A 26755-nucleotide genomic window follows, 5' to 3' on the forward strand; every position below is an offset into this window, starting at 1 on the left:
CAACGTTCGCGCCTTTACGCGTGCTCGGCGGCCTCGAACACCTCGGGCAAACGCTCGAGGAAACGCTCGCCGTCCTCGGCGCCCAGGTTGTAGGCATGCTGCATCTGCTGCGAGCTCGTGTAGTCCCAGCTCGAAATCGGCACCCGGGACGAAGGCTGCACATACAGGCGCTGCTGCTCGCTGCCAGCTTCACCGCCCGCCCCGCGCGTGCGGTGCTTCACGACGAACATCTGCGGACGCGGATATAGGCGCGTCACCATCACGAGCACGCGGCCCGGCGTGTCGTCGAGCGCGCCCACGGGGACATTGTCGACCATGCCGCCATCGAGCACTGGCCGGCCGTTGCGGCGCAGAACCGGCGTGAAGGGCGGCGTGCAGGAGGACTGCAGCACGAGATCGGCGAGGTCGTCCACGCGCTCGCAATCCTGCGCGACCACGAATTCTGGATGAAAGCCGAGCTTGCGCCCGAGCGTGGGATGCAGCGTCTTGCGGACGTGCTTCTCGATGTTGTACGCAATGAGCCCTGCCGCGACGGCGCTGCGCGCGCCGAGCCAGCGCGGCAGATGCGAAACGCCGATGCGGATCTCGGGCGCATCCTGCAGCCTCGCGAAATGCGGGCCGTAGATGTCGAGCAGCGCCTGGCGATAAATGCGGTAGTGCGGAAACACCGACTCGCCGCGCAGCAGGTTGCCCCAATAGGCATTGCGCGTGTTGTGCTTGAGCGCTTGCGCGTAATAGCGCATGACCCATTGCGAGTCGCGCACGTAGAGCATGCAGGCGGTGGCCGCGCCCGCCGAAATGCCGGTAATCACGCGCGGATGAATCCGCAACTCGGGCTGCAAGACGTCCCAGAACCCCGCCTGCCACCAGCAACGATTGCCGCCGCCAGCAAAGACCACTTGATCGAACATGCGCCCTCTATCTTTCAGATCGTGCCGAAGGCTAGAGCTTAGTCGAGGAGTGCGTAAGTCGAGGTCGCGTGGACGGCCATACGACCCTCTTCGTCATAGAGTTCTATTTCGCCAAACACCAGATTGCGGCCCATGCGCAGCACCCGTGCAGTGATTGTCACGTCGCCCTTGCGCACGGCGCGCATGAAATTGGTGTTGAGCGCCACGGTGGTCATGGGCTTGAACTCGCCGAGCGCTGCGGTAATGGCGACGATCATCGCCGTATCCGCGGCCGCCATGAAGACCTGACCGCAGATCCCGCCGCCCGAATGGCGCAGCTCGCCAGAAAACGGCAGCCGCATCGTGGCGCTCTCCTCCGTGACCTCGACCGGCCTCATCCTGAGCGCCTTCACCCACGGCGCCAGCACGCGCTCGAGCAGCGCGTCGATTGCCTTTTCGTCCATCGTCTTATGCCTTCTGGTCTGGAATTCATGCCGCGCGGCAAGGTCGCCCGATCGGGTCCGCCGGGCGGTTCAGACAGCGGGATCGGTTAGCACGACGCGGCTCGCCGGCTGCGAATCAGCGCGACGTGGCGACATCATACCGGGAGGCATCGCCCATGGCCCAACACGACATAATTTCGGCACGACGCCTGAACCGCGCCCGCTCTTCGCCGATGGAGCGCCAACGGCCCAACGACGACTTTTCAGGAATTTTGCGAAAAAGGCTTGCCAACTATCAAAAAGCCATGCATAATCTTTTTTCTGTTGGGGGCGTTAGCTCAGTTGGTAGAGCAGCGGACTCTTAATCCGTAGGTCGAGTGTTCGAGTCACTCACGCCCCACCAGCGAATTCATGTAAAAAGCCCGGTCTCTGACCGGGCTTTTTGCTTTTCCGCGCCTGCCTCGGCACGGAGCACACGACTAACAACGGCTTCAAACCACCGCCAACCGCGCTTGCCTCGTGCGCACAGCGAGGCGCGCCGCCACCTTCGATTGCGGCAGCCAGCGACCCAGCACCTCGAAACCGTCGAGCTGACGCAAAAGCGTATCCACGGTCGCAAGCTGAGCGTGAGTCAAATGATTTTGCTGGAGCAAGGTATGCAGCCGATTGCGCCAGTATTCGATGCCCATGACCGGCTCTTCGAAGTCGCCCGCGAGCGAGAGCGGCATCACGCGTGCAATGTGCGCGATTTCTTGTTCGACAAATGTCATGGTGCACCCCGTATGGACGACTGCGTTTCTAATCGTATGACGGTACTGTAGGACGGCCACGGGGCGGCGCCAGCCTACTCGAACGGATAGGTGTAAATCCAATGCAAAATGCACGCGCTGGCACATACCATGCTTATTGCGCATGCGCCGCGACAACCGTTGTGCAAGCGTTTTAGGACTGCTCCGATGGGGGTTTTCTGACATACATCAGATGATGGTGCCATCGAAAACACTCTTGGGCAGTTGTCATGCACGGGCATCCCACCGACAAACTCGTCGCCGGCGCAATCGTCGGCGCAATCATCACCGCGCTTCTCGTTGTGCTGCTGGTCTGGGCCGATTTCCCCTCTGATCGCCACTACGGCGCACTCGTCCGGCTAGCCGTGCCGGCCATGATTTCGGCCTGTCTATTGTTCCCGCGCCCGCTGCTGCACCGCACTGTGCTGCGCGAGCGGCGCGACGCCGGCATGCTCGACGAAGACCTGAATCTGCTGATCGTCGGCCGCGCGCTCGGTCTGATCGGCGGCCTGGTCTTCGGCATCTCGCTCGCGTCCGAAATCCTCTGACGCCTCGCGCGGGCGCGCCCGGCTTAGAGAAACGGCTTGCCGTCCACCTGCTCGTAGACGGCGTTGCCGTCGTCGTCTTCGAACTGCTCGAGGTAATTGCGGGCGCCGCACAGCGGGCAACGGAACAGAGGGCCTTGGCCCTCGTTCTTGATCACCACCTCGTTTTGCTCCCACGGGGTGCCGCACGACTGATTGCGGCAGACAAATGTACTCGACATGCAAACTCTCCTTGCTGTTACGGGTGCAAAGCCTACAGCATGCGCGCCGCCCGCGCCGCTTTTTTCCGCGCAGCTCACCCGCGTTGTGCCTCTGTTGTTCCTCTACTGTTCCTTTTCTGAACAGCGTCGCACCGTGCTGCTCCGCCACGGCACAGCTAACGCATGCGTCCTCACATCGCGGAGCAGCGCACGACGCCCTTTTTGCACCCCGACAATCCCTCAAACGCCCGCCACACGGTGATTGCGTGCTCATTGGCATGGTTCTGGCGTTAATGCGCTCCGGTTGCGCGGCGGTCAGCATCATCAGGACCCGCGCCCGTCCATATCGATAGAGACAAGCGAGGAGCACACAGATGAATCACGCGGACATGCAGTTTCTGAGCACCGAATTCCCCTACAAGAAACAGTACGGCAACTTCATCGGCGGCGAATGGGTGGCGCCGCTCGGCGGCGAATATTTCGACGATATCTCGCCCATCACCGGCCATCCGTTCACCTCGATTCCGCGCTCGCGCGAAGCCGATGTCGAGCTCGCGCTCGATGCCGCGCACAAGGCCAAGACTGCGTGGGGCAAGACCTCGTCGACCGAGCGCGCCAACGTGCTCAATCGCATCGCCGATCGCCTCGAACAAAACCTGCAAAAGCTCGCGATAGCCGAAACCATCGATAACGGCAAACCGCTGCGCGAGACGCTCGCCGCCGACATTCCGCTCGCCATCGACCATTTCCGCTACTTCGCGAGCTGCGTGCGCGCGCAGGAAGGCGGCATTTCGGAGATCGATCACGACACCGTCGCCTATCACTTTCACGAGCCGCTCGGCGTGGTGGGCCAGATCATCCCGTGGAACTTCCCGATCCTGATGGCCGCCTGGAAGCTCGCGCCCGCGCTCGCCGCCGGCAATTGCGTGGTGCTCAAACCCGCCGAGCAGACGCCCGCATCGCTACTCGTGCTCGTCGAACTGATTCAGGATCTGCTGCCGCCGGGCGTGCTCAACGTGGTGAACGGCTTCGGTCTCGAAGCGGGCAAGCCGCTCGCATCGAGCCGCCGCATCGCCAAGATCGCCTTCACGGGCGAGACCACCACGGGCCGCCTGATCATGCAGTACGCGAGCCAGAACCTCATTCCCGTGACGCTTGAACTGGGCGGCAAGAGCCCGAACATCTTCTTCGCCGACGTGCTCGACCACGACGACAGCTACTTCGACAAGGCGCTCGAAGGCTTCGCGATGTTCGCGCTCAACCAGGGCGAGGTGTGCACCTGCCCGTCGCGCGTGCTGATCGACGAGAAGATCTATGACCGCTTCATGGAGCGCGCGCTCAAGCGCGTGGCCGCGATCCAGCAAGGCCACCCGCTCGACCCGAAGACGATGATCGGCGCCCAGGCCTCGCAGGAGCAACTGGAGAAGATCCTCTCGTACGTGGACCTCGGCAAGCAGGAAGGCGCTCAATGCCTGATCGGCGGCGAGCGCAACAAACTCGCGGGCGAGCTCGGCGACGGCTACTACGTGAAGCCCACGGTTTTCCGCGGCCACAACAAGATGCGCATCTTCCAGGAAGAGATCTTCGGCCCGGTCGTTTCCGTGACGACCTTCAAGACCGAAGAGGAAGCGCTGGAAATCGCCAACGACACGCTTTATGGCCTCGGCGCCGGGGTGTGGACGCGTGACGGCACGCGCGCGTATCGCTTCGGCCGCGAGATTCAGGCGGGGCGCGTGTGGACCAACTGCTATCACGCATATCCGGCGCACGCGGCGTTCGGCGGTTACAAGCAGTCGGGCATCGGCCGCGAAAACCACAAGATGATGCTCGACCACTATCAGCAAACGAAGAACCTGCTCGTCAGCTATAGCGACAAGCCGCTGGGCTTCTTCTGATTCCGATCCGATCGCGATCGTGATCGCCGGGTAGCCAGGCCGACCGGGATGAGCCGTCTTCCCGGCCGCTCTGGCGCCGATTGACGGAGGACCGCCATATGGTTGCACGCGTTACCGCCACGCCGGCTGCGCTCGCATTGATCGGGCAGCTCGAACGCGAGCACGGTGCTCTGCTGTTTCATCAATCGGGCGGCTGCTGTGACGGCAGCGCGCCGATGTGTTTTCCTGCCGGCGAGTTCATGGTCGGCAGCGCCGACGTGCAGCTCGGCGAGATCGGCGGGATGCCGTTTTATATGACCGAAGCGCAGTTCGAGTACTGGCAGCATACGCAGCTCGTCATCGACGCAGTGCCCGGCAACGGCGGCATGTTCTCGCTCGAGCGGCCGACGGGGCTGCGCTTTCTCACGCGTTCGCGGCTTTATGACGACGACGAGCGCGCTTGGCTCGATACCCATCCGGTGAGACGGGTCGCCCTGTGAGCCTCCGGGAGCTTTAGCGGCGCATGCATCTGAGGTGCCTGATCCGGGAAAGAACGTCTCTCCAAACGCGGTGCTATCTTGGAGCGGATGAACCTGCGCGGCCCGTGCGGCCGCCGAACCTGGAGACTCCATCATGCAACACCGCGAAGTCAAGCTCGTCACCCTGGATCAGCTCGATCTGCTTGCCGTCAGCCACGTGGGCCCGTACATGAAGATTGGAGACGCGTTCTATACGCTCGCGCAATGGCTCAGCGAGCGCAAGGTGCGAACCTCCGGCGCGCGCATGGTCGGCATCTACTACGACGATCCCAATCAGGTCGAGGCATCGAAGCTGCGCTCGAAAGCAGCCATTCATCTGGAGCAGCCGACGGATGTCGACATCATTGCGCCCGTCGAGAAAATCCATCTGCGTGGCGGCGAGCACGCAATGCTGCTGCACAAGGGGCCATATGAGGGTCTCGGCGACGCGTGGATGTGGTTTTACAACGACTGGCTGCCGAAGTCCGGACGCAAGGCCGATTTTTCGACGCCATCGTTCGAAGTCTATTTGAATACGCCGGATGAAGCGGCACCCGATGATTTGCGCACGGAGTTGTATATCCGGCTGATTTGATTGGCGTGGTTCGATGCCGCCGGTCCAGGCAGTTCCGGCGGCTGAAGCCACTTCCGGTGCGGGGGTTCTAAGGTTTTTTAATTTATGTATACGTAAACGTAGTAATAGTTAACAAGCCCCTGGGTTTCCTGTGGATAACCAGGAAAAACCGTTGAGTAAACAAGGTTGTGGGAAATTCATAACCCTGCGGGCGTTTCAAGGACAACGCTGGACTGCTGCTGGCAACTTTTCCCCGTTTTTCAGTACTGTAGAGTTATCCCCGATTCGTGCACAGTGATTTCCAGGGCTTTTCCTTGGGTTATCCGCAGAGGTCTGTGGATAGTTGCTCCGCAGGGGAGGAGCCGTTCCCCAGGCGTTGAGCGCTTGTTCAAAAACTGTCCGAAATCAATTCGAGAGCGCCGCTACGCCGCGAAAATAGCGAGCTACGCATCTTCACGTCTCGTTGTGTCCGGCCTGCGTCGTCAGGCGGTCCGCAGCGGCGCTTCCTACCATGGCAACCTCCGACACCGGGGCTCCCGGCGCGCTTCTCCCCGGCGACACGTTCGCAACTGCCGAGACCGCCTGGCACCGCGGCAAATCTGAAGCCGCGCGCGCGATGTGCAAGCGGCTTGTTGACGCGAATCCTCAAGATGCCGATGCGCTGCACCTTGCCGGCCTGCTCGAGTTGGATCGTGACCGTTTGGCAGCACGTGCACTGATTGGCCGCGCGCTCGCGGTGCGCGAGAGTCCGGTTTTTCTCGTCAGCCTGGCCCTGACTTGTCATTCCGCAGCCGAGCGAGGCATTGCGATTCATGCACTGAACCGCGCGATCGAGTTGCAGCCGGATTTCCCCATCGCGTTAAATAATCTTGGCCACCTTTACGGCGAGCAGGGAGAGACCGATCAAGCATTGCGGCTGTTCGAACGCGCAATCGCACTGGCGCCCGATCATGCGGGCATCCGCTTCAATTACGGGACCATGCTATTGAACTCGGGTGAGCCGGCGCGCGCCGAGGCCGTGCTGCGGCGCACGGTGGATATCGCGCCGGCCCACGCGAATGCATGGAACAACCTCGCCAAAGCCCTGCTGGCGATGAATCGCAACACCGAAGCGCGCGCTGTTCTCGAACGTGCCCGCGCGCTCGCGCCGGATTCGGTCGAAGTGCTCACGAATCTGGGCTGCGTCTTGTGGGGCGCGGGCCACCTCGACGAGGCGAAGTCGACACTCGAACGCGCGCTCGAGCTTGATCCGCTGCGGGTGTCGGCATGGAACAACCTCGGCAACGTCTTCATGAGCCGCGGCCACCTCGACGAAGCGCGGGCGGCGTTTTCCCGCGCCATCGAACTGAAGCCCGATTTCGCCGACGCACACCTCAATCTCGGCAACGCCATGAGCAAGAGCGGATGCATCGAGGCCTCCATCGCGTGCTATCGCCGGGCGATGGAATGCGACCCGGCCAATCTCGGCGCGAATAGCAACTTGCTATTCGCGCTGATGTTCGCTGCCGACGATGCTCACGCGGTTCGCGCGGAGGCCGAGGAGTTCTCCGCGCGGCACGAGGCGGCGCTGCTTGCCGCAAGTGCGACCGCACACTATGCGAGTGCGCCGGAGCCCGAACGACGGTTGCGCATCGGCTATGTCTCGCCCGATTTTCGCAACCACTGCCAGTCGCTTTTCACGATGCCGCTATTGCGTCATCACGATCACGCAGCGTTCGAGATCGTCTGCTATGCGTTGAGCGCGCAGCGCGACGACGTAACCGCGCGTCTCATGAAGCTCGCCGACGTGTGGCGCGATGTGCGCGATTTCGACGACGCGCGCCTTGCACAGCAGATTCGCGACGATCGCATCGACGTACTCGTCGACCTCACGATGCATATGGGCGGCGCGCGGCGCCTCTTGTTCGCGCGGCGGCCCGCGCCCGTTCAGGTCGCGTGGCTTGCCTACCCGGGGACGACCGGCAGCCCGTCGATCGGATGGCGGCTAACCGATCCGTGGCTCGACCCGGTGGACATGCCGCACGTCGACGACCAGTACACCGAGCGATCACTGCGCTTGCCCGACGCGTTCTGGTGTTACGACGCGCTTTCCCCGGGGCTGGAACCGGGTGCGTTGCCGGCACTTTCAACGCCTTCGGCTGGGCACATCACGTTTGGATGCCTGAACAACCCCTGCAAGCTCACTGATGCGACGCTGGCGCTCTGGTCTGGTGTGTTCGCGGCGCTGCCCCAGGCGCGCCTCATCCTGATGGCGCCGCCCGGCAGTGCGCGCGAACGGCTTGCGACGCGCCTCGCGGCACATGGCATCGATGCCGCGCGCGTGCGCTTCGTCGGCTTTCAGTTGCGCGAGGACTATTTGCGCACGTATCACCAGATCGATATCGCGCTCGACACATTTCCGGCCAACGGCCATACCACGAGTCTGGATGCTTTCTGGATGGGGGTGCCGGTGCCTACGCGCTATGGACGCTCGGCGGTGAGCCGTGCGGGGCTCTGCCTGCTCGCCAATCTGGGTCTGCCGGAGCTTGCCGCGCAGAACGACGCCGACTACGTCGCTATTGTGATCGCACTTGCATGCGACCTGCCGCGGCTCGCTGCGCTGCGCGCGGGGTTGCGCGAGCGCATGCAACGTTCGCGGCTCATGGACGGAGCGCGTTTCGCGCGGAATATGGAGGCGGCGTATCGGAGGATGTGGGAAGCCTGGTGTGTGGATGCCAGCTTCAAACGTCTGCCGAACGGGGACTAAAAAAGAAACAGACCCATAGGCTTTTCAACTTATGAGTCTGTTTTCCGCTGCTTATGCGTCGATCAACAAAGTGTAGACGGTCACATATCCGGAGAAATTTGCCCTTCCCAGGCAAGGCTTGCCAGCCGGTGCGGATGCATATCCTGAGAAAAACGGACGCATAAGCCGAGAAATTCCGACCAGGGCCACGTCAAACGCGGTGGGGTGGAAGCCCCAGAAGCGAGCTCTCCCGTCAGCGGACGACGGTCGCGCACGCGCGCCGTTTTCAAAAAACTGCGCTTGAAGTAAGGAAATTCTAGCGATTTTCGCGGGTGATGGGAATCTGCCGGATGTGCGCCGACGCCCCTTCTCTATCCCCTCTCCGGCCAGCGATTTTGCTGGTGGGTCAAGACGGCCGCGGGCGCCTGTCTCGACCCGACATGGAGGGGGCCCATGAAATCGACCCGCCTGCCTTGCCTGCGGCAACGCGTTCGTGCCGCTGCTGCATGTTCCCCGTCAGGGATATTGCTCCTCGAAGGAGTGCCAGCGCGCACGTCGGCGCGACTGGCAGCGCAACCGGCTCGGTATCGACAGCGACTACCGCGACAACCAGGCCAGCATCACCAGCGCGTCTTCGCCATAAACGCTTTACAACTGGTTAGAGCCGTTCGGCATGCTACGGCGTCGTCTCCGAACAGTCGCGCTACCGCATACGGCGACAAATCTTCGAGTTTCTCCAGGCTTTCCTCAATCCGGGTAAAGGCTCTGTCGCGGCTCTTCGCGGAGAAGTTGTAACGCCCTGGTGGGAACCAGCCGCCGAACTCAGATTTATCGTGCAAGGCACGCGCGCTCTGGCAGGCCAGTGCAGCCATAATTTCCACCCAATCGAAATGAACGTCGAATTCGGCTGGAGATGTGAATTCATGGCCAACTTCGGTCCAGAGAGTTCGATGCATCCACATGCTAAGCGGAACCCGATGCCGTTCAAAACCCTCAAGCAGCTTGTCCGCTCCGTCCTCAATAAAATATGCAGGAGGCAGTGCCTCTGCGAGCGGTACGTCGTATCCGCGGATATTCACTTCGCCTTCGAACAACGATGCCATCGCGGGCAGGTTATCGCCCAATGATGCGCCAAGCAGCGCAGCGTACGTGAGCAACGTGGTTGGATAGTGCTGGTACCCACGAGCAATACACTCGCAGTGAGTCTTGGGCTTTGTCTGAGTTTGCTGACCGAATCGACAAGCGAGCAGTTTTCCTGACCCCTCAGGGTGTCTTGTTTAACAAAGGCCAAGAACAACGTTTGCGAGAAACTTTACTTCGTCGCGATGGAAAGGGCAGTCGGATAAAAGCGGTTGTCACATTGCCGCCGGGCGTGTTTGGGTCTACTGGTATCGCGGGTGCTATTACCGTGATAAGCAACGATGCCGCTAAAGACACTATCTACATGGCCGACCTCGGGCATGGTCGACGCGCGCTTGTTGAGGCCGGTGACATTGTGTCGGCCGGCAGAGAGATTGCACTTGGCTTGCTCGAATCGGATAAGGCTTTGGTACAGCCCGGCGACATTGTCATCACCATTAAGGGTTCGGTCGGAAGGGTTGCGTTGATGGGGACGTCTGCGCATCGCCAACCAATCATTCTGTCGCAGAGTTGTCTCGCACTACGCTTACGCCCCAGTTTGGGAGACAAAAATCTGTCGCCCGAAGTTTTACTCATGTACCTGCGTTCGCCTCATGGCCAAGCTCAACTAACCGGACTTCAGGTCGGCGCTGGTGTTCAGCATATCAGTCCCGCCACACTGTTGGGGACGGTTTCTGTGCCGATACCATCCGAACAGGCTTATGTCGAAATTCGGCACGACTATGACCGGCTCTGCGAACTCGAAGACCAGATTACGAACATTGAGAGCGAAATCGTGAACATCTCCTCTCGGCGTTGGCCCGACAATAACTGTTCGGCTTTGAGTGTCAACGAAACAGCTTAACTAGACTAGAAATATCGACATGGCTAATCAACTTACCCTCGAAGCCCTGGAGAGTTGGCTCTGGGAATCCGCCAACATTCTGCGCGGCTCTATCGACTCGTCCGACTTCAAGAACTACATCTTCGGGCTCTTGTTCCTCAAGCGTTTCAACGACGTGTTCGAAGAGCGCGTCAACCAGTTGATGGCCGATGAAGGCTTGAGCCGTGCAGAGGCAGATGCCGAAGTCTGCGAGGACCAGGGCGCCTAATGGTTGTTGCATAGGCTGAAAAGACAACGGCCACCTCTATGAGGCAGCCGTTTCTTCGATTCAGGCGGCGTGAACGACGAAGGCATCAATCCAAGCTATCAAGAATGCATAACCATAAATTTATCACGTTATGCGTCCGTTTTTCTCAGGATATGCGTCCGTCTACACAAAGCCTGTAGCGAAACCCATAAGGCCGGATTTTTGGCCCCGTCAGATAAGGCTCATCGGACCGTGGGAAGTATCGGGTGGGATTTTGGGAAGCATCGCGTCGGATTTTTACCTCACGGCCGAGCCGACCTTGTCACGACATACGTTCCTGACGAACGTCGCCCGTCACCATCTCCCATCAATGATGGGCGAGTAAGTCGCCGCTCAGGTCTGCCTGAGGAACCGCGAAAATTTGCGTGTTGGATGCGCAGCAATTTAGCAATTCGCGCTCGGGGGCGAACCACCCCTTTGCACGTCGGCCGCCGGGAAATGTCCAAGTTGCTGAGGTTGGCCTACTAACGCGTCCGGCAGGTCGCGGCGGTAATTTAACGAAGTAATTACCGAGTAACGTTCCCTCCTACCCCGTTTCGCGACAGTGATTTCAGTGGCTGGTCGAGGCGTGCGCGTTCGCCCGCCCCTTCCCGGCGCAACCCGACTTCGAGGGCCCCCATGAAATCGCCCCGCCTTTGTCTTGCATGCGGCAACTCGTTCGTGCCACTGCTGCATGTTCCCCGCCAACGTTATTGCTCGTCGAAAGCGTGCCAGCGCGCCCGTCGACGTGACTGGCAGAACCACCGGCTCCGCACCGACAACGACTATCGCGACAACCAGGCCCGGGCGCAGGCGAAATGGCGCTCAAGCCACTCGAGCTACTGGCGCGAATACCGAGCTGCTCATCCGGCGTATCGCGAACGCAACCGCAGTATGCAGCGGTTGCGCAACGCACGACGGGGTCTCAGGCCAATTGCAAAGATGGATGTCATCAGGCTCCCGCGGCCGCTCGGCTCTGGCTTCTACCTGCTGTCTCGCGCGGACGATGTCGCCGTTGCAAAAATGGATGCGTGGACCGTTCACATAGCCGTGCTGTCTGCGCCGACAGCGCCGCCTTGTTGATTGCAAAGAGATGACCTGATACGCATTGGTGTCGGGCCTGCTACCTTTGCCTTGTCACCGTTCGTTTTCGAACGCGACCTTCTGATGTAAAGCCGCGACGCTCGCATCCGGCGCTCACTTGCGCCCGGTGCGTGCCGCGTGTCCGTCTCTGAGTTGCGGGGTGGAGCATGTCATTCAATAACGCGGATGCACCGGTCGCCGCCAGTTCGTCTGCCGGGCGCGCAGCGGAGTACGTCCGCATGTCGACCGAGCATCAGCAGTATTCGACCGAGAATCAGCGCGACCGGATTCGGGATTACGCAGTCCGCCGCGGATTCGAAATCGTCCGTACATACGCCGATGAGGGTAAAAGCGGTCTTCGAATCGACGGTCGGCAAGCTCTCCAAAACCTCATATCCGATGTGGTCAATGGCAACGCCGACTTCAGCGTCATCCTCGTCTACGACGTAAGTCGCTGGGGGCGATTCCAGGATGCCGACGAGAGCGCCTACTACGAGTACATCTGCCGCCGCGCTGGCATCCAGGTGGCGTACTGCGCCGAGCAATTCGAGAACGACGGGTCACCTGTCTCGACTATCGTGAAAGGGGTGAAGCGGGCCATGGCCGGCGAATACAGCCGGGAGCTGTCGGCGAAGGTGTTCGCCGGACAGTGCCGATTGATTGAGATGGGATTCCGGCAAGGCGGTCCGGCCGGCTACGGATTGCGCCGCGTGTTAGTTGACGACCACGGTCTCATGAAAGCGGAACTGCGCCGCGGCGAACATAAAAGCCTGCAGACAGACCGGGTAATTCTCATGCCAGGACCGGAAAGCGAAGTGCGAACGGTCAACCTGATTTATGACTGGTTCATCGACGGGTCGCTCGATGAATACGAAATTGCCGCTCGTCTGAACGGCATGCACGTGCGGACTGACCTTGACAGGGAATGGACGCGCGCCACGGTGCGGGAGGTATTAACCAACGAGAAATACATCGGCAACAACGTGTACAACCGCGTGTCGTTCAAGCTGAAGAAAATGCGGGTGACCAACACACCCGACATGTGGATTCGAAAGGAGGGTGCATTTCAGGCCATCGTGCCGAGCGAGACGTTCTACACCGCGCAGGGCATCATCAGGGCGCGAGCGCGTCGCTATTCAAATGAGGAGCTCATCGAGCGACTGCGCAACCTCTACCGAAGTCGTGGCTTCCTGTCTGGCGTGGTGATTGATGAGACCGAGGGCATGCCGTCTGCGTCGGTCTATGTTTACCGCTTCGGCAGCCTGATTCGTGCCTACCAGACAGTCGGCTTCACACCTGGCCGGGACTATCGTTACATCGAAACCAACCGTTTCCTGCGGCAACTGCATCCAGAAATCGTTGCGCAAACCGAGACGAAAATCGCGGATTTGGGCGGCACGGTGATGCGCGACCCGGCAACCGACCTGCTGACCGTCAATGACGAGTTCACAGCCTGCATCGTGCTCGCGCGCTGTCAGGCGCACGAAAATGGCAGCAACCACTGGAAAGTGCGCTTTGATACCAGCCTCCTGCCAGACATCACGGTTGACCGAAAACATCGCGCGCAGACAATGTCGTCCCATCGAACGGCTTGCCGGCATCCGGCAATTGCAGGAGCAGGGATATACGCCGAAAGTCATTGCCGAAAAGACGGGTCTGACGCAGACCTACGTCCACGGCATCCTCACGCTGCTGCATCAGGGAGAAGAGAGACTCGTCGTTGCCGTGGAGAAAGGGCTCGTTCCCTTGAATGCCGCCCTCACCATTGTGGGCGCCGGCGAAGACGACGCTGAAATTCAGGCTGCACTTCAGGAAGCCTACGAGTCGGGCAAATTGCGGGGCAAGCAGTTGATGAACGCTCGCCGCGTCATCGAACGCAGAAAAGCGCTCGGAAGAAGCACCGCGCGCAATATGACCAGCAAGGCCGCTGCCGTTACGACTTCGAGTCTCGTGCGCACGTACGAGCGCGAAGTGGAACGTCAGAAATCGATGGTCAGGAAGGCCGAATTCACACAACAGCGTTTGCTGTTCGTCGTCGGCGCATTGAGGCAACTGTTTGCCGATGAGAACTTCCTCAACCTCCTGCGTGCGGAAGGACTGGCCAGCCTGCCGAAATATCTTGCCGAACGCGTCTGGCCAAGCGGGAGCGTTACATGACTGGCGTCACCCTCGGATTCATTCCCGAGCCTCTGTCGGTACCAGTCGGCAACATCTTGCCATCACGCAGGATACCGGCGCCCGTGGTCGAATCGCGGAAATACAAGCAGATAAGGACCTCCATTGAGGAGGTCGGTCTCATCGAACCGCTCTCTGTAACGGCTGCGGACCAGACCTCCGGTCAACACGTTCTGCTGGATGGTCATCTGCGCTTGCTCGCCATCCTGGACCTGAGGTACGAGAGCGTTGCCTGTCTCGTTGCGACCGACGACGAGAGCTACACGTATAACAACCGTGTCAATCGCCTTTCGACAATCCAGGAGCACTATATGATACGGCGCGTAATCGACAGAGGCGTATCACCTGAACGATTGGCTAAAGCGCTTTCCGTGGACGTATCGCTGATTATAAAGAAGATGTCGCTCCTCGACGGTGTGTGCCCGGAGGCGGCCGAACTTCTCGGCGACCGGCAGTTCTCGCCGGAACTTGTTCGCGCAATTCGTAAAATGAAGCCGACGCGGCAGGTGGAATGCGTTGAGCTGATGGTGGCCGCGAACAACGTGACCGTCTCCTACGCCGAGGCATTGTTGGTGGCCACGCCTGCAGCGCTGCTTGTAGAGGGCAAGAAACCACGTAAACTGACGGGCGTTAGCCCGGAACAAATGGCGAAAATGGAGCGGGAAATGAGCAACCTGCAGGGACAGTACAAGCTCGTGGAGCAGACTTACGGTCAAGACGTGCTGAATCTGGTACTTGCGAAGGGGTATCTCGCCAAGCTCCTTGAAAACGAATCTGCACGGCAATACGTTGCCCAACGCCATCCGGACCTGATGGCGGAGTTCGAGTCCATTATCGCAACGATTTCACTCGACCAGCAGCAGTTCAGCGCGGTCCTATAGTCGGACCCTGAAATAGTGGCCGACCGGCCACATCGCGAGAGACGAGCTTCGAGAAGAGTTCCATTGCATTGGCGTCTGTCTCCCCTGCGCTGACTGAACCGCCATCGGGCACGTGTCGTGAGAATGGACTGGGTCTACTGCCAAGAACGTTGGTATCTCGCGGCGTCAGCTCGACGCGGCCCGTTCGACCAGCTCGAATGCGAAGCGCAGTCGAAACCGGGCCTTTTGGCTACGCCAAGGCTCTACACTCAATCCCTAATGGGCAGCAGCTTGCCCGTGCCGCGAAAGACGCCGCTTTTCGGACGACGTCTGCGGAAACCTCGCTTGCGATTCTTTTTTAGCGCGCGTCTCAGCATGGCTTTGAGCAAACGCCCTAGCTGTCGCGACGGGAGTTCGAGCACTTCATCAATGCTATCCGGCGCAAGTGAGCAGGCGATATAGGCAATCTGTACGATGGTGGCGTGTGCTTTGGCTTCAAGGTTTCTCTTCGGGCGCCGAAGATGAATACGGCAATACCGGATGGGCATACCACTACGTCCGCCAAGACGCATATACATGAAACCTTGGTCCACTGTCGGGACAATATCTGCGCCGCGACGCCTCATCTGCAACAGCTCGCGCGCTTTCGTCCGGTTATTTACCGTTTGCATCTTCGGCTCCTCCAAGCAGCAGTTGGGTGACGTCAACGCACGACGTGACGTCGTACAGTTCACACCATCTTTTCCAGACGTATTCAGCCTGTATTGCGTCGCCGGGCTTGCCCACGAGCTCGTAGATGCGTCCGGTGTGTGTGGTGCCTCGCATGGCGACCAGGTCGAACGTAGCTATCGGAGAGCTGACGCGTCCAGAACGGTCCCACATATCGACGCCAACAAAATGCCGGGTACCGTCCGACAGCTCGAAAATGCGCCATCGGGATAACGGAATCACGGACAACTCCGAGACGGGAAGTGGTTTCCAGATGGGCATCGTGGTCTCCTGATGAACAAGCCAGGCAATCAGGCCGCGGGTACAAACAGGTCTTGCCCGGCTCGCGCGCCGAGTACCGCCAGGCGTCCCAGGTCAGCGATACGAAGCAGACCACCGCGCATCGCGCCACCAGGCAGCTGTTTCGCGCCTACCAAGGCGACACCGGACAGGTGGCGCGACAGCGCCGAGGACTTCGTTCCCATTTCCCGCGCCAGGTCTGCGAGAGGAACATAGGTCCGTCGGAACGCGAGCAACTGGTGCGGCAGCACGACGCGACATGGCTGACCACGTCGGTGAATCAACTCAGATTCCAGCAGGCCTTCGTCCACCCAATGCTGAATGGACTCCCACTTCCACCCGGTTTCCCGGGCGAGCTGCTGAATCGACATGCCGGCTTCGAGCAGCGGCGTGCCGAAATACTCCGACACATCTGTGCGCCGGAAAACGAACTCTCCGAGCGTGCGGCCGTGAGCGACAGCCTTCACGGTTCCGTCCGCAATGGCGTTCATCAGCGCCTCGATGGCTTTGCGGTCGCCCATGCGACGACTGGTGAATTCAGCCCAGGTAAGCGTTGCATCCACTGGGACAATCGCGGGCTCGACGTGCCGCTCCACGCGCGCATACAAATCCAGCAGGGACTGGTATCGCACCGGACCGCCTTTCAGCAGGTCCTCGCGCCAGCGGATGTCCGAGCGGATAACGCCAGCGGCTTTCATACGTTCGAGCACGGCAACCGCGACGCTTGCCAGCTCGCATGCCGCAACATCCGAAATCCATTCGGCACGTTGCTGCAAGATGCGCTCTACTTCCACGCGCGGGATTTCATAGACTTGGCCGCGTGTGCCGGTGCGGCGCATGCGATGCTCGCATTCGCCAGTAGCAATGGCGTCGTGCACGCGCGAAGCGCTGACACCGAATGCCCTCGCGACATCCGGCACGCGCATGTAACCCGTTACCTCGCCGGCCATATCTTTGGCCGAGTCCAGCCCGAGGACGCAATCCGATTTCTCGGCCGCGACGTCGATGATGATTTGCAGGAGCGGCTCCAGTGGCGTGCCCTGGCAGAGCTTGCGCAAGCCGATGTACCACTCACCCAATAAGGTGTTCAACGTACGGGCGTCTTTTCGACCGGCCGCGATACGCTGTTCGACGTGTGCCTGAAATCCCTTCGGCCAGTCAGCCAGCAGGACTTCAAGTGGCGCGAGAAATTCGACCGCTTCGCCAACAGATTTCGGCATTGAAGCGCGCCGAAAAGCTGGTGGCCTCGTCGGCCAGGCTCTGATATAGCGTGTCGCCCCCAACCTGGTATGCAATCTCACCCCAGAGTGTGTAGGGCTGAACCTTGGCACCTTTCACAGCCTGGACAGGTAATTCATCGCCAACCACACCGACAACTACGACGGAGCCTTCGTCCGGCAGATATTTGCTGTCCAACAGCGCATCCGTAACACCTGCCAGCCCTTTGCCGCGTTTGGCAATATGGGTAAGACCAATCAGCGTGTGGGTCTTGCCACCGCCGAAACCCGTTTCGAGTCGATGAACGGCCGGAGCCGACAGGTCACCCGAGAGGCGGCGGAACACATCTCCAAGCACTTGCCTCATACCGTTGGTCGGATAGGTCGCCTCAGTAAAGAAGACTTTGGGGTCGGTATAGACGGCGCTGGCAGCACTGGTACTACCTTGATAATGCTCGAAGACGGCTGAAAGGCTGGCAGTGAAGACCTCTGGATTGAAGCTGCCCTGAATGAGGTCGGCGCGCGGCTGGCAAGCTTGGTAGATAGTATTCATTGGTCTATGTTTGTTCGAGTTTCTTGTAGGAGTACCTCATCCTGTCGCCGAGGTATCTCTAGGTATGTCGCGCCAAAGCAGTTCGAAACGCGGCCCTAATTAGATTCAGTAAGTGCAGCCAGGTACGGCTCAATCTCCGCACGATTCTTCAATACGATTTGCTGCACCTCAGGTCGAGACTCGGATTGATGCAGCAATCCGAGTCTCTTGAGAGAGTAGAACAGTAGCGCCTGTCGACACTTCAATTCGACCTGGCCATCCTTCATGCCGTAATCCAACTCAATGGCACGCTGCCCTCCCAACGACAATCCAGGGTTTGGCGCTATCAGCAAGGAAAGCACCGTATTCCAGGCCATGTCCTGCGCTGCTATCGCTTCCGAAGGCTCAAATTCTCGAGTTTCGAGAATTCGACCCAGTACAAAGTCACGGAATGCGTGACGTGCGTGACAGAACGCTCGCACATGCCAACGAAAGCCATCGTGCGCAAATGCGTGGGGGGAAATAGTTCGCTCACCCGGCTCGGGCTTCGACATCGACTGGTAAACAATTTTCAAACCAGATGCCTCGCGCATGGCTCTCAGAAGCGCAGCCAAGGTAGCCGGCTCGACCTCGCGTCCGGGATGAGGTATTCCAGCAGCTACAGGTTGCCATCCGATAAAACTGGCCTCTCGCTCGATAACGCCCTGAGTAGACGCTAGTAACTCGTTGAGATACCGCCCTGGCTGCGTATCGGCGTAAATCGGTTGAAAGCCTTCTTGCGCTAGATAGACCCGTGCACGACGGTCGTACAGGAGATTTCCTGGAGCCAGCTCCATATAGCGGGAGAGGTCCAAGGAGGCTTGAGGGACCGATATTCCGAAGAAATCGGTCAAGTCACTTCGATTGATACGACCATCCCACCGGAGGCGGAAATCAATGAATGCTAGCCGACGCTCTTGCCCCCAGCGGGGATTTCCCCTTGCGGGAGACGCGGGCGTGAAGTCGTCAGTGTCTTCGTTCATGCCGTGCATCCTACACAAAGACTAAAAACTAGACTAGCATAAAAAATATTCGTATAGTAAGTGTACTCCCTGCGCTACTGCCCCGGGAATGTATTCAGGTCTGGCGCTGACAAGGGTCCCAATATTGCACGCGGCTTATTAGGGCCAGCATGTCGTTGGCTAACAACAACGAGGAGAAGACGATGACAACCGGTATTGAAATTGATTTTTTGCCTGTGGGCGAGGGTGAGCACAGTGGCGACGCGATTGCAATTCGCTGGCTGGAAGATGGGCGCTACAGGGTCATGCTGTATGACGGGGGAACCAAGGACTACGGCCAAGCGCTAGTGAACCATGTCAAGACGCATTTCGGCGCGGATTACGTCGACTATGTCGTCAACTCGCACCCGGATAACGACCACGCCGGCGGTCTCCTCTATGTCCTCGAGAATCTGAAGGTTGGCGAACTCTGGATGCACCAGCCGTGGAACTATAGCAGTCACATCCGCCAGTACTTCCGGGATAAGCGCATCACTGACGACAGCCTCGCGGAACGTCTGCAAAAGAAGATGGCTGCGGCATTCGCACTTGAGGAAATGGCCGAAAGCAAGGGAATCGCGGTGCATGAGCCGTTCGCAGGTTCCAAGATTGGCATTTTCACAGTGCTGTCGCCAGAACGCGACCGTTACGTCCATGAGCTGATTCCGGCATTCGAGAAATCTCCCCAGCTGCTGAAGGCCGCTACCGTGATGGATTCGATTGCAGACGCGTTCAAGGGGGCGATTGGGTATCTTGCCGACGTCTGGGATAAGGAGTATCTCCCCGACACGGTCACGACGTCGGCTGAGAACGAAAGCAGCGCTGTTCTTTTTGCCGCGTATGGTGGGCGTGGTTATCTGCTGACCGGAGATGCAGGCGTCGATACGCTTCGTGCGTCAGCGGATTACGCTGCACGCATGGGAATCCACTTGCCTTCTCAGGTCGCGTTCGCCCAGATTCCCCATCACGGAGGACGGCACAACGTCTCTTCCGAGACTCTCAATCTCGTGTTCGGTGAGCCGTTGGCCTTTCGTCCGGAAAATCCGAACCGCGTCGCATTCGTATCCGCCGCGGCGAAAGCTCCGAGCCATCCGAAAAGGGTCGTCACGAATGCTTTCAATCGTCGCGGTTTCAGGGTTGCTCAGACCAAGGGAATTAGCATTTGGCACCGTCGCAACATGCCTGAGCGTGCCGGGTATGGTCCGCTCACCTACGTACCGTTCTACGACGAGGTTGAGCAATGAGCGACTCCACAAGTATGGTAGGCGCTCTGACGAGTATGGTCTCTGCCTTCGGCGACAGGTACGACCGCAACGCCCGCCTGAAACCGGCGCTGTTGATGCTGTTGCCTGCTCTCGTGGCAGTTATCGCGCTCTATCATGACGCACTGGGAATGCTAGGCACTATTGTCACTCTTGTCGGCGGCTGCGGCTTGCCGTTTCTACTCGCGGATTTCGCCCGAAGCCGCGGAGTCGCTGGAGAGCAGGAACTGTGGAAAAGCTGGGGTGGCGCGCCTAGTACCCAGCTGCTTCGCCACGCAGACTCGACGGTCGACCCCGTGTCGAAAGCGCGGTATCACGGCTTTCTTGCGGAAAAAATCAGTACGAAATTTCCTACGCCAGCTGCGGAGAAGCAAAATCCTGAGAAGGCAGACGCCGTTTATGCATCTGCGACGAAATGGCTGCGAGGTGCAACTCGTGACGAAAAGAAGTTTCGGCTTCTTTTGAACGATAACATCACTTATGGGTTTCGTCGCAATGCGTACGGTCTGCGGGGTTTCGGCATCGCGGTTTCTGCGTTGACGCTCGTCTGGGTCTGCCTACGCCATGGACTTTCGCCCTTCATTGCTCGCCTTCGCGACGCGAAGGAAATCGAAAGCCTGTTCTCCGCCGGGGAATGGACGTCATTGCTTTTCGCGCTGGTTATGCTGGTCGCGTGGATAACGCTCTTCTCGAAGGCGTCGGTGCGAGCGGCCGCGTTCTCCTACGCCGACAAGCTGATGCTCGCTTGCGAAACGCTGATGGGGCCGGAGAAACAATCGGCGATACGCGATAGCAAGAAAGCTTCATCTTCTACGCGCCCCACCCGCACAAAGCCGACCTTGTGATGTTATTCTGGGAGGGTTGTGCCGCAGCCCGGCCCTCCTCGGCATCCGACCGGACGGCGAAGCCCCGGACCCCGAAAAAAGCGCGGACAGCGATTGTTCCTTAATATGAAAAATTGGCCGCTTTAATTAGGCGGCCATTGCTTACTGCTGGCAACTTGCTCAACGAGAAGCCATCAATCTAAGCTATCAATGAGCATCCACCAATAAAAATCCAGATGGATGCTTCCCAAAATCCAGCTATATGGCTCCCGCTACAAAGCCGATCAAACATCAATATTCCCCGCACGCAACGCATTGCTTTCAATAAACGCGCGACGCGGCTCCACATCATCGCCCATCAGCGTCGTAAAGATGCCGTCGGCAGCAATCGCATCTTCAATCTGCACGCGCAGCAAACGCCGCACCGCCGGGTCCATCGTCGTTTCCCAAAGCTGCCCGGGGTTCATCTCGCCGAGCCCCTTGTAACGCTGCTTCGAGACATTGCGCTCGGCATCTGCGATCAGCCACTTCATTGCGCTCTTGAAGTCGGTCACCGCCATGCTCCGCTCGCCGCGCTTGATGAACGCGTTCTTGCCGATCAAGCCCTTGAACGTATTGGCCGTGTTCACGAGCTGCTGATAATCGGCGGTGAGCTGGAATTCCTCGTCGATGACCGAGACCTTCACGTTGCCATGATGACGACGCTCCACGCGCAGCGAACGTTGCTCGCGCACCGGGTCGTACATCGGCACCACGGTGACTTCGGGCTTCAGCGGGTCGTCGCGCAGTTGCGCTTCGAGCGCGCGCGCCGATGCCTCGGTCGATGCCTCGCTCGACAGGTCGATCGCCACGCCGTCCATGATCGCTTCGAGCGCACGCACGTCATACAGGCGGCTCAGGCGGTCCACCACGCCACGCGCGAGCTGGTACGAGCGCGCGAGTTCGCCCAGTGCGTCGCCCGAGATCGGCGTCGCGCCTTCGCTCGGCACGAGTTCGGAGCCTTGCAGCGCGAGACGCAGCATGTGCGCGTTGAGATCGGCGTCGTCCTTGAGGTAACGTTCGTCCTTGCCCGCCTTGAGCTTGTAGAGCGGCGGCTGCGCGATGTACACGTAGCCGCGCTCGATCATGTCGGGCATCTGGCGATAGAAGAACGTGAGCAGCAGCGTGCGGATGTGCGCGCCGTCCACGTCCGCGTCGGTCATGATGATGATGCGGTGATAGCGCAGCTTTTCCAGGTTGTAGTCGTCCTTGCCGATCCCGCAGCCGAGCGCGGTGATCAGCGTAACGATCTGCTCGCTGGAGAGCAGCTTGTCGTAGCGCGCCTTCTCCACGTTGAGCACCTTGCCGCGCAGCGGCAGGATTGCCTGGAATTTGCGGTCGCGGCCCTGCTTGGCCGAACCGCCTGCCGAGTCGCCCTCGACGATATAGACTTCCGACTTCGCGGGATCCTTTTCCTGGCAGTCCGCGAGCTTGCCCGGCAGGCCCACGCCGTCGAGCACGCCCTTGCGGCGCGTCATTTCACGCGCCTTGCGCGCGGCATCGCGCGCACGCGCGGCGTCGACGATCTTGCCGCAAATGGTCTTGGCGTCGTTCGGCGTTTCCAGAAGGAACTCTTCCAGCGCCTTCGCCACGACTTCCTCGACCGGCGCGCGCACTTCGGACGACACCAGCTTGTCCTTCGTCTGCGAACTGAACTTCGGCTCAGGCACCTTCACGGAAAGCACGCACGAGAGGCCTTCGCGCATGTCGTCGCCCGAGGTCTCGACCTTGGCCTTCTTGGCGATTTCGTTATCGGCGATGTACTTGTTGATCACGCGCGTCATGGCCGCGCGCAAGCCGGTCAAGTGCGTGCCGCCGTCGCGCTGCGGGATGTTGTTCGTGAAGCACAGCACGCTTTCGTTGTAGCTGTCGTTCCACTGCATCGCGACTTCCACGCCCACGCCGTCCTTCTCGCTTTGGATGTAGAAGATGTTCGGGTGCAGGACCTGCTTCGCCTTGTTGATGTACTCGACAAAGCCCTTCACGCCGCCCGCGAACGCGAAATCGTCTTCCTTGCCGGTGCGCTGGTCGGTCAGGCGGATGCGCACGCCGTTGTTCAGGAACGAAAGCTCGCGAATGCGCTTGGCGAGAATGTCGTAGTGATATTCGACGCTGCCGAAGATCGTTTCGTCGGCCATGAAGTGCACTTCGGTGCCGCGATTTTCGGTGTCGCCGAGCAACTGCATGGGCGAGACCGTCAAGCCGTCGCGCTCTTCGAGCACGCGGTTCTGCGGCACGCCACGGTGGAATTCCATGAAGTGCTTCTTGCCGTCGCGGCGCACCGTGAGGCGCAGAAAGCTCGAGAGTGCGTTCACGCACGACACGCCCACGCCGTGCAGGCCGCCCGAAACCTTGTAGCTGTTCTGGTCGAACTTGCCGCCCGCGTGCAGCTCGGTCATCACGATTTCGGCGGCGCTGCGCTTCGGCTCGTGCTTGTCGTCCATCTTCACGCCCGTGGGGATGCCGCGGCCGTTGTCGGTAACCGAGATGGAGTTGTCCGCGTGGATCACCACGTGAATGTCGTTGCAGTAGCCGGCGAGTGCTTCGTCGATGGAGTTGTCGAGCACTTCGAAGACGAGGTGATGCAGACCGGTGCCGTCCGACGTGTCGCCGATGTACATCCCGGGCCGCTTGCGCACCGCCTCCAGTCCTTCGAGGATCTGGATCGACGAGGCGCCGTAGCTGTTGTCGGGTTGCGAGTTGTTCGTATCAGTCATGGATTTTTTCCGGTTCTGCGTACTGCCTGTGTTACTGCTCGAGACTTTTTCGAAAAGCCATAAAAACGCCAAAGGGGCGCAGCGCCCCCTGGTGTTCTTCTTCTGTCGCGTTTTTTAGATGCGCATCGGCATCACGACGTATTTGAATTCCTCGTTCTCGGGAATCGTGATGAGCGCGCTGGAGCTGGCGTCGCCAAGGCTCACTTCCAGCGTGTCGACCTTCAGGTTCGCGAGGACGTCGAGCAGATACGTGACGTTGAACCCGATGTCGATGGTGTCGCCCTGGTAGGCGATTTCCAGCTCTTCCTGCGCCTCTTCCTGGTCGGCGTTAGTCGACATGATCTTGAGCTGGCCCGGCTCGATGATGCAGCGCACGCCCTTGAACTTGTCGGACGTGAGAATCGCCGCGCGTTGCAGCGAGCGTTGCAGCTCTTCGCGGCCGATCTGGAAGGTGTTCTTGTGCGCCTTCGGAATCACGCGCTGGAAGTCGGGGAACTTGCCTTCCACGAGCTTCGAAACCAGTTCGACCTGGCCGAACGTGAACTTCACCTGCGTGGAGCCGATGTCGATCTTCAGCGAATCGTCGATGTCTTCAAGCAGGCGCTGGAGTTCGAGAATGGTCTTGCGCGGGATGATGACTTCCTGGCGCGCGAACGAGCCTTCGATCTTCATCGACGAGAACGCGAGGCGGTGGCCGTCGGTGGCGACAGCCATCAACTGGTCGCCATCGACGACGAGCAGCATGCCGTTCAGGTAGTAACGGATGTCCTGCTGCGCCATCGCGAAGTAAACCATGCCGAGCAACTGGCGGAAGGTCTTCTGCGGCACCGAGAGGTTCGCGCCGAAGTCCTTGGCCTGCGCCACCGTGGGGAACTCGTCCGCGGCGAGCGTTTGCAGGGCGAAGCGGCTCTTGCCCGACTGCACCGTGAGGCGCTTGTCGGCGAGCGTGAGCGTGACCTGGCCGTCGGGCATCGCGCGCAGGATGTCGAGCAGCTTGCGCGCGGCGACGGTGGTGGCCACCTGGTCGTTGCCGACGCCGAAGTCGGCGGTCGTGGTGATCTGCAACTCGAGGTCGGTCGACAAGAACGAGACGTCGGAACCGGTTTTGGTGATCAGCAGATTGGCGAGGATCGGCAACGTATGGCGGCGTTCGACAATGCCACTCACCGTTTGCAGCGGCCTCAGCAGGTTATCGCGTTCGGTCTTGACCAGTTGCATAGAGTTCCTTCGTTGATGTGACGGTCTGCGCACCCCGTCCAGGGCTGGCATTCGGCGCTCGCTTGGTGTTCAGCCGGCGCCACAAGCCCTGGAGCCGCCCTGCAGCGCAGCCCGCGGCGTGAAAGCCGCGCGACGGCCTGGCCGCCGCGCGGATAAACCCACATTGTGCCTGAAAACGGACCGCTCCCCTAAATTGGGGGCGATCCGCAAAATAAACAGGTGGCGCCGCCGAGCTCGGCCGCGCCGGTGTTGCTGCGCCTGACGAGCCCAATCAGCCCTTGAGGGTCTGCTCGAGCACGTGCAGCTCGTGGTTGAGCTGGGCGTCTTTGGTGCGCTCGTCGGCGATCTTGCGCACGGCGTGCAGCACCGTCGTGTGATCGCGCCCGCCAAACAGCTCGCCGATTTCCGGCAGGCTTTTCTGCGTGAGCTCCTTGGCCAGGTACATGGCGATCTGGCGCGGCCGCGCGATGTTCGCGGGACGCTTCTTCGAGTACATGTCCGCGACCTTGATACTGTAGAAGTCGGCCACCGTCTTCTGGATGTTTTCCACCGAGATCTGGCGGTTCTGCACCGTCAGCAGGTCCTTGAGCGCTTCCTTGGTCAGCTCGATGGAGATTTCGCGGCCGTGGAATTTGGAGTACGCGAGGATCTTGCGCAGCGCGCCTTCGAGCTCGCGCACGTTCGAGCGCAGATGCTTGGCGACGAAGAACGCCACGTCCTCGTTCAGGCTCACGCCTTCCGACTGCGCCTTGCGCATCAGAATCGCTACGCGCATTTCCAGCTCGGGCGGCTCGATCGCCACGGTCAGGCCCGAGTCGAAGCGCGAGATCAAACGGTCGTCGATACCCGAGATTTCCTTCGGATAGGTGTCGCTCGTGATGATCACCTGCGCCTTGTTGGCGACCAGCGCCTCGAATGCGTAGAAGAACTCTTCCTGCGTGCGCGACTTGCCCGAGAAGAACTGGATATCGTCGATCAGCAGCAGGTCGAGCGAATGGTAGTAGCGCTTGAAGTCGTCGAACGCCTTGCGCTGGTACGCCTTCACCACGTCGGAGACGTACTGCTCCGCGTGGATGTAGCGGATGCGCGCGCCCGGCTTGTCGATCAGGAGCTGATTGCCGATCGCGTGGATCAGGTGAGTCTTGCCGAGGCCCACGCCGCCGTAGAGGAACAGCGGGTTGTACGAGATGCCCGGGTTGTCAGCCACCTGGATGGCCGCCGCGCGCGCAAGCTGGTTCGCCTTGCCGGTCACGAAGTTGTCGAACGTGAGCACCGGGTTGAGCTTGGAACGCTCGTAAGTGGGGTCGGGCTCGCCACTCGCTGCGGCTGCGGCTGCCGCGCTTTGGCCGGGCCGCCAGCCACGCCGGCCCGCCGCGGCTTCGTTGGCGTCGAGGCTGGGCAGATCGAGATCGGCAGCGTCTTCGGCGGCTTGTGCGGCAGCGTGCGACATACTCGCGAGGCTCGCCAAAGTCGCCGCGCCCGGGCTTGCCTGGGACATGACGGCTTGAGCGGCGGCATGACCGGAAACATGGCCGGCAACATGAGCGGCTTCGGCCTGCAGGGCGGCCGCCAGCGGCGCGCGCGGCGCCGGCGCGCTTGCCGCCTGCGGAGCACGCATGCCTGCCTTCGGGTCGAGGACGAATTGCACGTCGACGGGCGCTTGCCAGAAATCGCGGGCCAGATCGGTGATGCGGCCCGAAAACTGGCTCTTGACCCAGTCGAGCTTGAAGCGGTTGGGAGCGGCGATCTGCAGCGTGTTTGCCGCAGCATCGAAGGCAACCGGGGCCAACGGTTTAATCCACGTCACGTACTGCTGGGGCGTCAGCTCGCGCTCCAGCAGTGCGGAACAGTGTTGCCAGAATTCGTTCATCGAGTTGCTGTGGTCGTTTTGTTTGCATGCATTGCGGTCGCCGCCGTTCGTGTCGCACAATGCAACGAGGCCCTGACGGGGCGACACCAAATGCTCCGGACGCC

Annotated in this window: 25 protein-coding genes, 1 tRNA gene and 1 pseudogene; 14 read left to right on the forward strand and 13 right to left on the reverse strand. The window is 60.2% G+C overall.

All coding sequences use genetic code 11. The features are described from left to right. Nucleotides 1–14 precede the first annotated feature (14 nt). Both PWP93_RS12490 and PWP93_RS12495 read right to left on the reverse strand, forming a co-directional pair. Nucleotides 15–911: a patatin-like phospholipase family protein gene (locus tag PWP93_RS12490; protein ID WP_421044689.1), complete on the reverse strand. Its 897-nt coding sequence runs from the start codon at nucleotides 909–911 to the stop codon at nucleotides 15–17. Nucleotides 912–949: 38 nt separating this feature from the next. After that, nucleotides 950–1354 carry a PaaI family thioesterase gene (locus PWP93_RS12495; protein WP_035523333.1) on the reverse strand — a complete coding sequence of 135 codons (405 nt, stop codon included), beginning with the start codon at nucleotides 1352–1354 and terminating at the stop codon, nucleotides 950–952. Between the two features lie 306 nt (nucleotides 1355–1660). Here PWP93_RS12495 and PWP93_RS12500 point away from each other — a divergent pair. Beyond that, nucleotides 1661–1736: transfer RNA gene (locus PWP93_RS12500), tRNA-Lys, on the forward strand. Nucleotides 1737–1824: 88 nt separating this feature from the next. Here the strand turns inward: PWP93_RS12500 and PWP93_RS12505 are convergent. Beyond that, nucleotides 1825–2103, reverse strand: a complete 279-nt coding sequence (locus PWP93_RS12505) for a hypothetical protein (RefSeq protein WP_421044690.1) — start codon at nucleotides 2101–2103, stop codon at nucleotides 1825–1827. A 248-nt stretch (nucleotides 2104–2351) separates the two neighbouring features. Here PWP93_RS12505 and PWP93_RS12510 point away from each other — a divergent pair, with 248 nt between their 5' ends. Continuing rightward, nucleotides 2352–2669, forward strand: coding sequence for a hypothetical protein (locus PWP93_RS12510; RefSeq protein WP_421044691.1), 318 nt, complete (start codon nucleotides 2352–2354; stop codon nucleotides 2667–2669). A gap of 23 nt (nucleotides 2670–2692) precedes the next feature. Here PWP93_RS12510 and PWP93_RS12515 read toward each other — a convergent pair whose 3' ends face one another. Further along, entirely contained in the window at nucleotides 2693–2887 is a 195-nt protein-coding gene (locus PWP93_RS12515; protein ID WP_421022650.1) for a hypothetical protein, read from the reverse strand. 353 nt (nucleotides 2888–3240) lie between these two features. Here PWP93_RS12515 and adh point away from each other — a divergent pair, with 353 nt between their 5' ends. The 4 genes from adh to PWP93_RS12535 all read left to right on the forward strand — a co-directional run bounded on the left by adh (nucleotide 3241) and on the right by PWP93_RS12535 (nucleotide 8578). Beyond that, complete coding sequence (gene adh, locus PWP93_RS12520) at nucleotides 3241–4761, forward strand: aldehyde dehydrogenase (RefSeq protein WP_421022649.1); 1521 nt, start codon at nucleotides 3241–3243, stop codon at nucleotides 4759–4761. Nucleotides 4762–4859: 98 nt separating this feature from the next. Further along, nucleotides 4860–5240: a DUF779 domain-containing protein gene (locus PWP93_RS12525; protein WP_421044692.1), complete on the forward strand. Its 381-nt coding sequence runs from the start codon at nucleotides 4860–4862 to the stop codon at nucleotides 5238–5240. A 133-nt stretch (nucleotides 5241–5373) separates the two neighbouring features. Further along, entirely contained in the window at nucleotides 5374–5853 is a 480-nt protein-coding gene (locus PWP93_RS12530) for an AraC family transcriptional regulator (protein WP_421022647.1), read from the forward strand. A gap of 490 nt (nucleotides 5854–6343) precedes the next feature. Beyond that, nucleotides 6344–8578 carry a tetratricopeptide repeat protein gene (locus tag PWP93_RS12535; protein ID WP_421044693.1) on the forward strand — a complete coding sequence of 745 codons (2235 nt, stop codon included), beginning with the start codon at nucleotides 6344–6346 and terminating at the stop codon, nucleotides 8576–8578. A 599-nt stretch (nucleotides 8579–9177) separates the two neighbouring features. On the opposite strand, the gene PWP93_RS12540 is transcribed toward PWP93_RS12535, so the two are convergent. Next, nucleotides 9178–9681 carry a hypothetical protein gene (locus PWP93_RS12540; protein ID WP_421044694.1) on the reverse strand — a complete coding sequence of 168 codons (504 nt, stop codon included), beginning with the start codon at nucleotides 9679–9681 and terminating at the stop codon, nucleotides 9178–9180. A gap of 89 nt (nucleotides 9682–9770) precedes the next feature. On the opposite strand from PWP93_RS12540, the gene PWP93_RS12545 reads away from it, so the two are divergent. The 6 genes and pseudogenes from PWP93_RS12545 to PWP93_RS12570 all read left to right on the forward strand — a co-directional run bounded on the left by PWP93_RS12545 (nucleotide 9771) and on the right by PWP93_RS12570 (nucleotide 14945). Then, entirely contained in the window at nucleotides 9771–10541 is a 771-nt protein-coding gene (locus PWP93_RS12545) for an N-6 DNA methylase (RefSeq protein WP_421044695.1), read from the forward strand. 19 nt (nucleotides 10542–10560) lie between these two features. Next, nucleotides 10561–10788: a type I restriction-modification system subunit M N-terminal domain-containing protein gene (locus PWP93_RS12550; protein ID WP_421044696.1), complete on the forward strand. Its 228-nt coding sequence runs from the start codon at nucleotides 10561–10563 to the stop codon at nucleotides 10786–10788. Nucleotides 10789–11445: 657 nt separating this feature from the next. Next, nucleotides 11446–11889, forward strand: a complete 444-nt coding sequence (locus tag PWP93_RS12555; protein WP_421044697.1) for a hypothetical protein — start codon at nucleotides 11446–11448, stop codon at nucleotides 11887–11889. 167 nt (nucleotides 11890–12056) lie between these two features. Then, nucleotides 12057–13436 (forward strand): annotated as a pseudogene (locus PWP93_RS12560) (recombinase family protein); the annotation flags it as partial. Beyond that, the gene (locus PWP93_RS12565; RefSeq protein ID WP_421044698.1) at nucleotides 13378–14046 is read left to right on the forward strand and encodes a plasmid partitioning protein RepB C-terminal domain-containing protein; all 669 of its coding nucleotides are present in this window, start codon (nucleotides 13378–13380) and stop codon (nucleotides 14044–14046) included. The pseudogene PWP93_RS12560 and the gene PWP93_RS12565, both read left to right, overlap by 59 nt. Continuing rightward, nucleotides 14043–14945, forward strand: coding sequence for a plasmid partitioning protein RepB C-terminal domain-containing protein (locus tag PWP93_RS12570; protein ID WP_421044699.1), 903 nt, complete (start codon nucleotides 14043–14045; stop codon nucleotides 14943–14945). Before PWP93_RS12565 ends, PWP93_RS12570 begins: the two co-directional genes overlap by 4 nt. A gap of 248 nt (nucleotides 14946–15193) precedes the next feature. Here the strand turns inward: PWP93_RS12570 and PWP93_RS12575 are convergent, their stop codons facing one another. From PWP93_RS12575 to PWP93_RS12595, 5 genes are all read right to left on the reverse strand, one after another. Beyond that, entirely contained in the window at nucleotides 15194–15595 is a 402-nt protein-coding gene (locus tag PWP93_RS12575; protein WP_421044700.1) for a hypothetical protein, read from the reverse strand. Further along, nucleotides 15579–15914 carry a hypothetical protein gene (locus tag PWP93_RS12580; protein ID WP_421044701.1) on the reverse strand — a complete coding sequence of 112 codons (336 nt, stop codon included), beginning with the start codon at nucleotides 15912–15914 and terminating at the stop codon, nucleotides 15579–15581. The genes PWP93_RS12575 and PWP93_RS12580 overlap by 17 nt, the downstream gene beginning before the upstream one ends. A gap of 29 nt (nucleotides 15915–15943) precedes the next feature. After that, on the reverse strand, nucleotides 15944–17152 hold the full coding sequence (locus PWP93_RS12585; protein WP_421044702.1) for a hypothetical protein: 1209 nt from the start codon (nucleotides 17150–17152) through the stop codon (nucleotides 15944–15946). After that, nucleotides 17106–17702 carry a hypothetical protein gene (locus PWP93_RS12590; RefSeq protein ID WP_421044703.1) on the reverse strand — a complete coding sequence of 199 codons (597 nt, stop codon included), beginning with the start codon at nucleotides 17700–17702 and terminating at the stop codon, nucleotides 17106–17108. Before PWP93_RS12590 ends, PWP93_RS12585 begins: the two co-directional genes overlap by 47 nt. A gap of 95 nt (nucleotides 17703–17797) precedes the next feature. Next, the gene (locus PWP93_RS12595; protein ID WP_421044704.1) at nucleotides 17798–18703 is read right to left on the reverse strand and encodes a WYL domain-containing protein; all 906 of its coding nucleotides are present in this window, start codon (nucleotides 18701–18703) and stop codon (nucleotides 17798–17800) included. A 182-nt stretch (nucleotides 18704–18885) separates the two neighbouring features. On the opposite strand from PWP93_RS12595, the gene PWP93_RS12600 reads away from it, so the two are divergent. Together PWP93_RS12600 and PWP93_RS12605 are read left to right on the forward strand one after the other, a co-directional pair. After that, the gene (locus PWP93_RS12600; protein ID WP_421044705.1) at nucleotides 18886–19965 is read left to right on the forward strand and encodes a ComEC/Rec2 family competence protein; all 1080 of its coding nucleotides are present in this window, start codon (nucleotides 18886–18888) and stop codon (nucleotides 19963–19965) included. Next, a complete protein-coding gene (locus tag PWP93_RS12605) occupies nucleotides 19962–20828 on the forward strand; it encodes a hypothetical protein (protein ID WP_421044706.1) in 867 nt (288 codons plus the stop codon). The genes PWP93_RS12600 and PWP93_RS12605 overlap by 4 nt, the downstream gene beginning before the upstream one ends. Nucleotides 20829–21091: 263 nt before the next feature. On the opposite strand, the gene gyrB is transcribed toward PWP93_RS12605, so the two are convergent. From gyrB to dnaA, 3 genes are all read right to left on the reverse strand, one after another. Then, the gene (gene gyrB / locus PWP93_RS12610; RefSeq protein WP_421044707.1) at nucleotides 21092–23563 is read right to left on the reverse strand and encodes a DNA topoisomerase (ATP-hydrolyzing) subunit B; all 2472 of its coding nucleotides are present in this window, start codon (nucleotides 23561–23563) and stop codon (nucleotides 21092–21094) included. A gap of 114 nt (nucleotides 23564–23677) precedes the next feature. Then, nucleotides 23678–24781: a DNA polymerase III subunit beta gene (dnaN, locus tag PWP93_RS12615; protein WP_035523302.1), complete on the reverse strand. Its 1104-nt coding sequence runs from the start codon at nucleotides 24779–24781 to the stop codon at nucleotides 23678–23680. A 271-nt stretch (nucleotides 24782–25052) separates the two neighbouring features. Further along, nucleotides 25053–26651 carry a chromosomal replication initiator protein DnaA gene (gene dnaA / locus PWP93_RS12620; protein WP_421045082.1) on the reverse strand — a complete coding sequence of 533 codons (1599 nt, stop codon included), beginning with the start codon at nucleotides 26649–26651 and terminating at the stop codon, nucleotides 25053–25055. Nucleotides 26652–26755 lie beyond the last annotated feature (104 nt).

Source organism: Paraburkholderia sp. A1RI-2L (assembly GCF_048957375.1).
Taxonomy (GTDB): Bacteria; Pseudomonadota; Gammaproteobacteria; order Burkholderiales; family Burkholderiaceae; genus Paraburkholderia.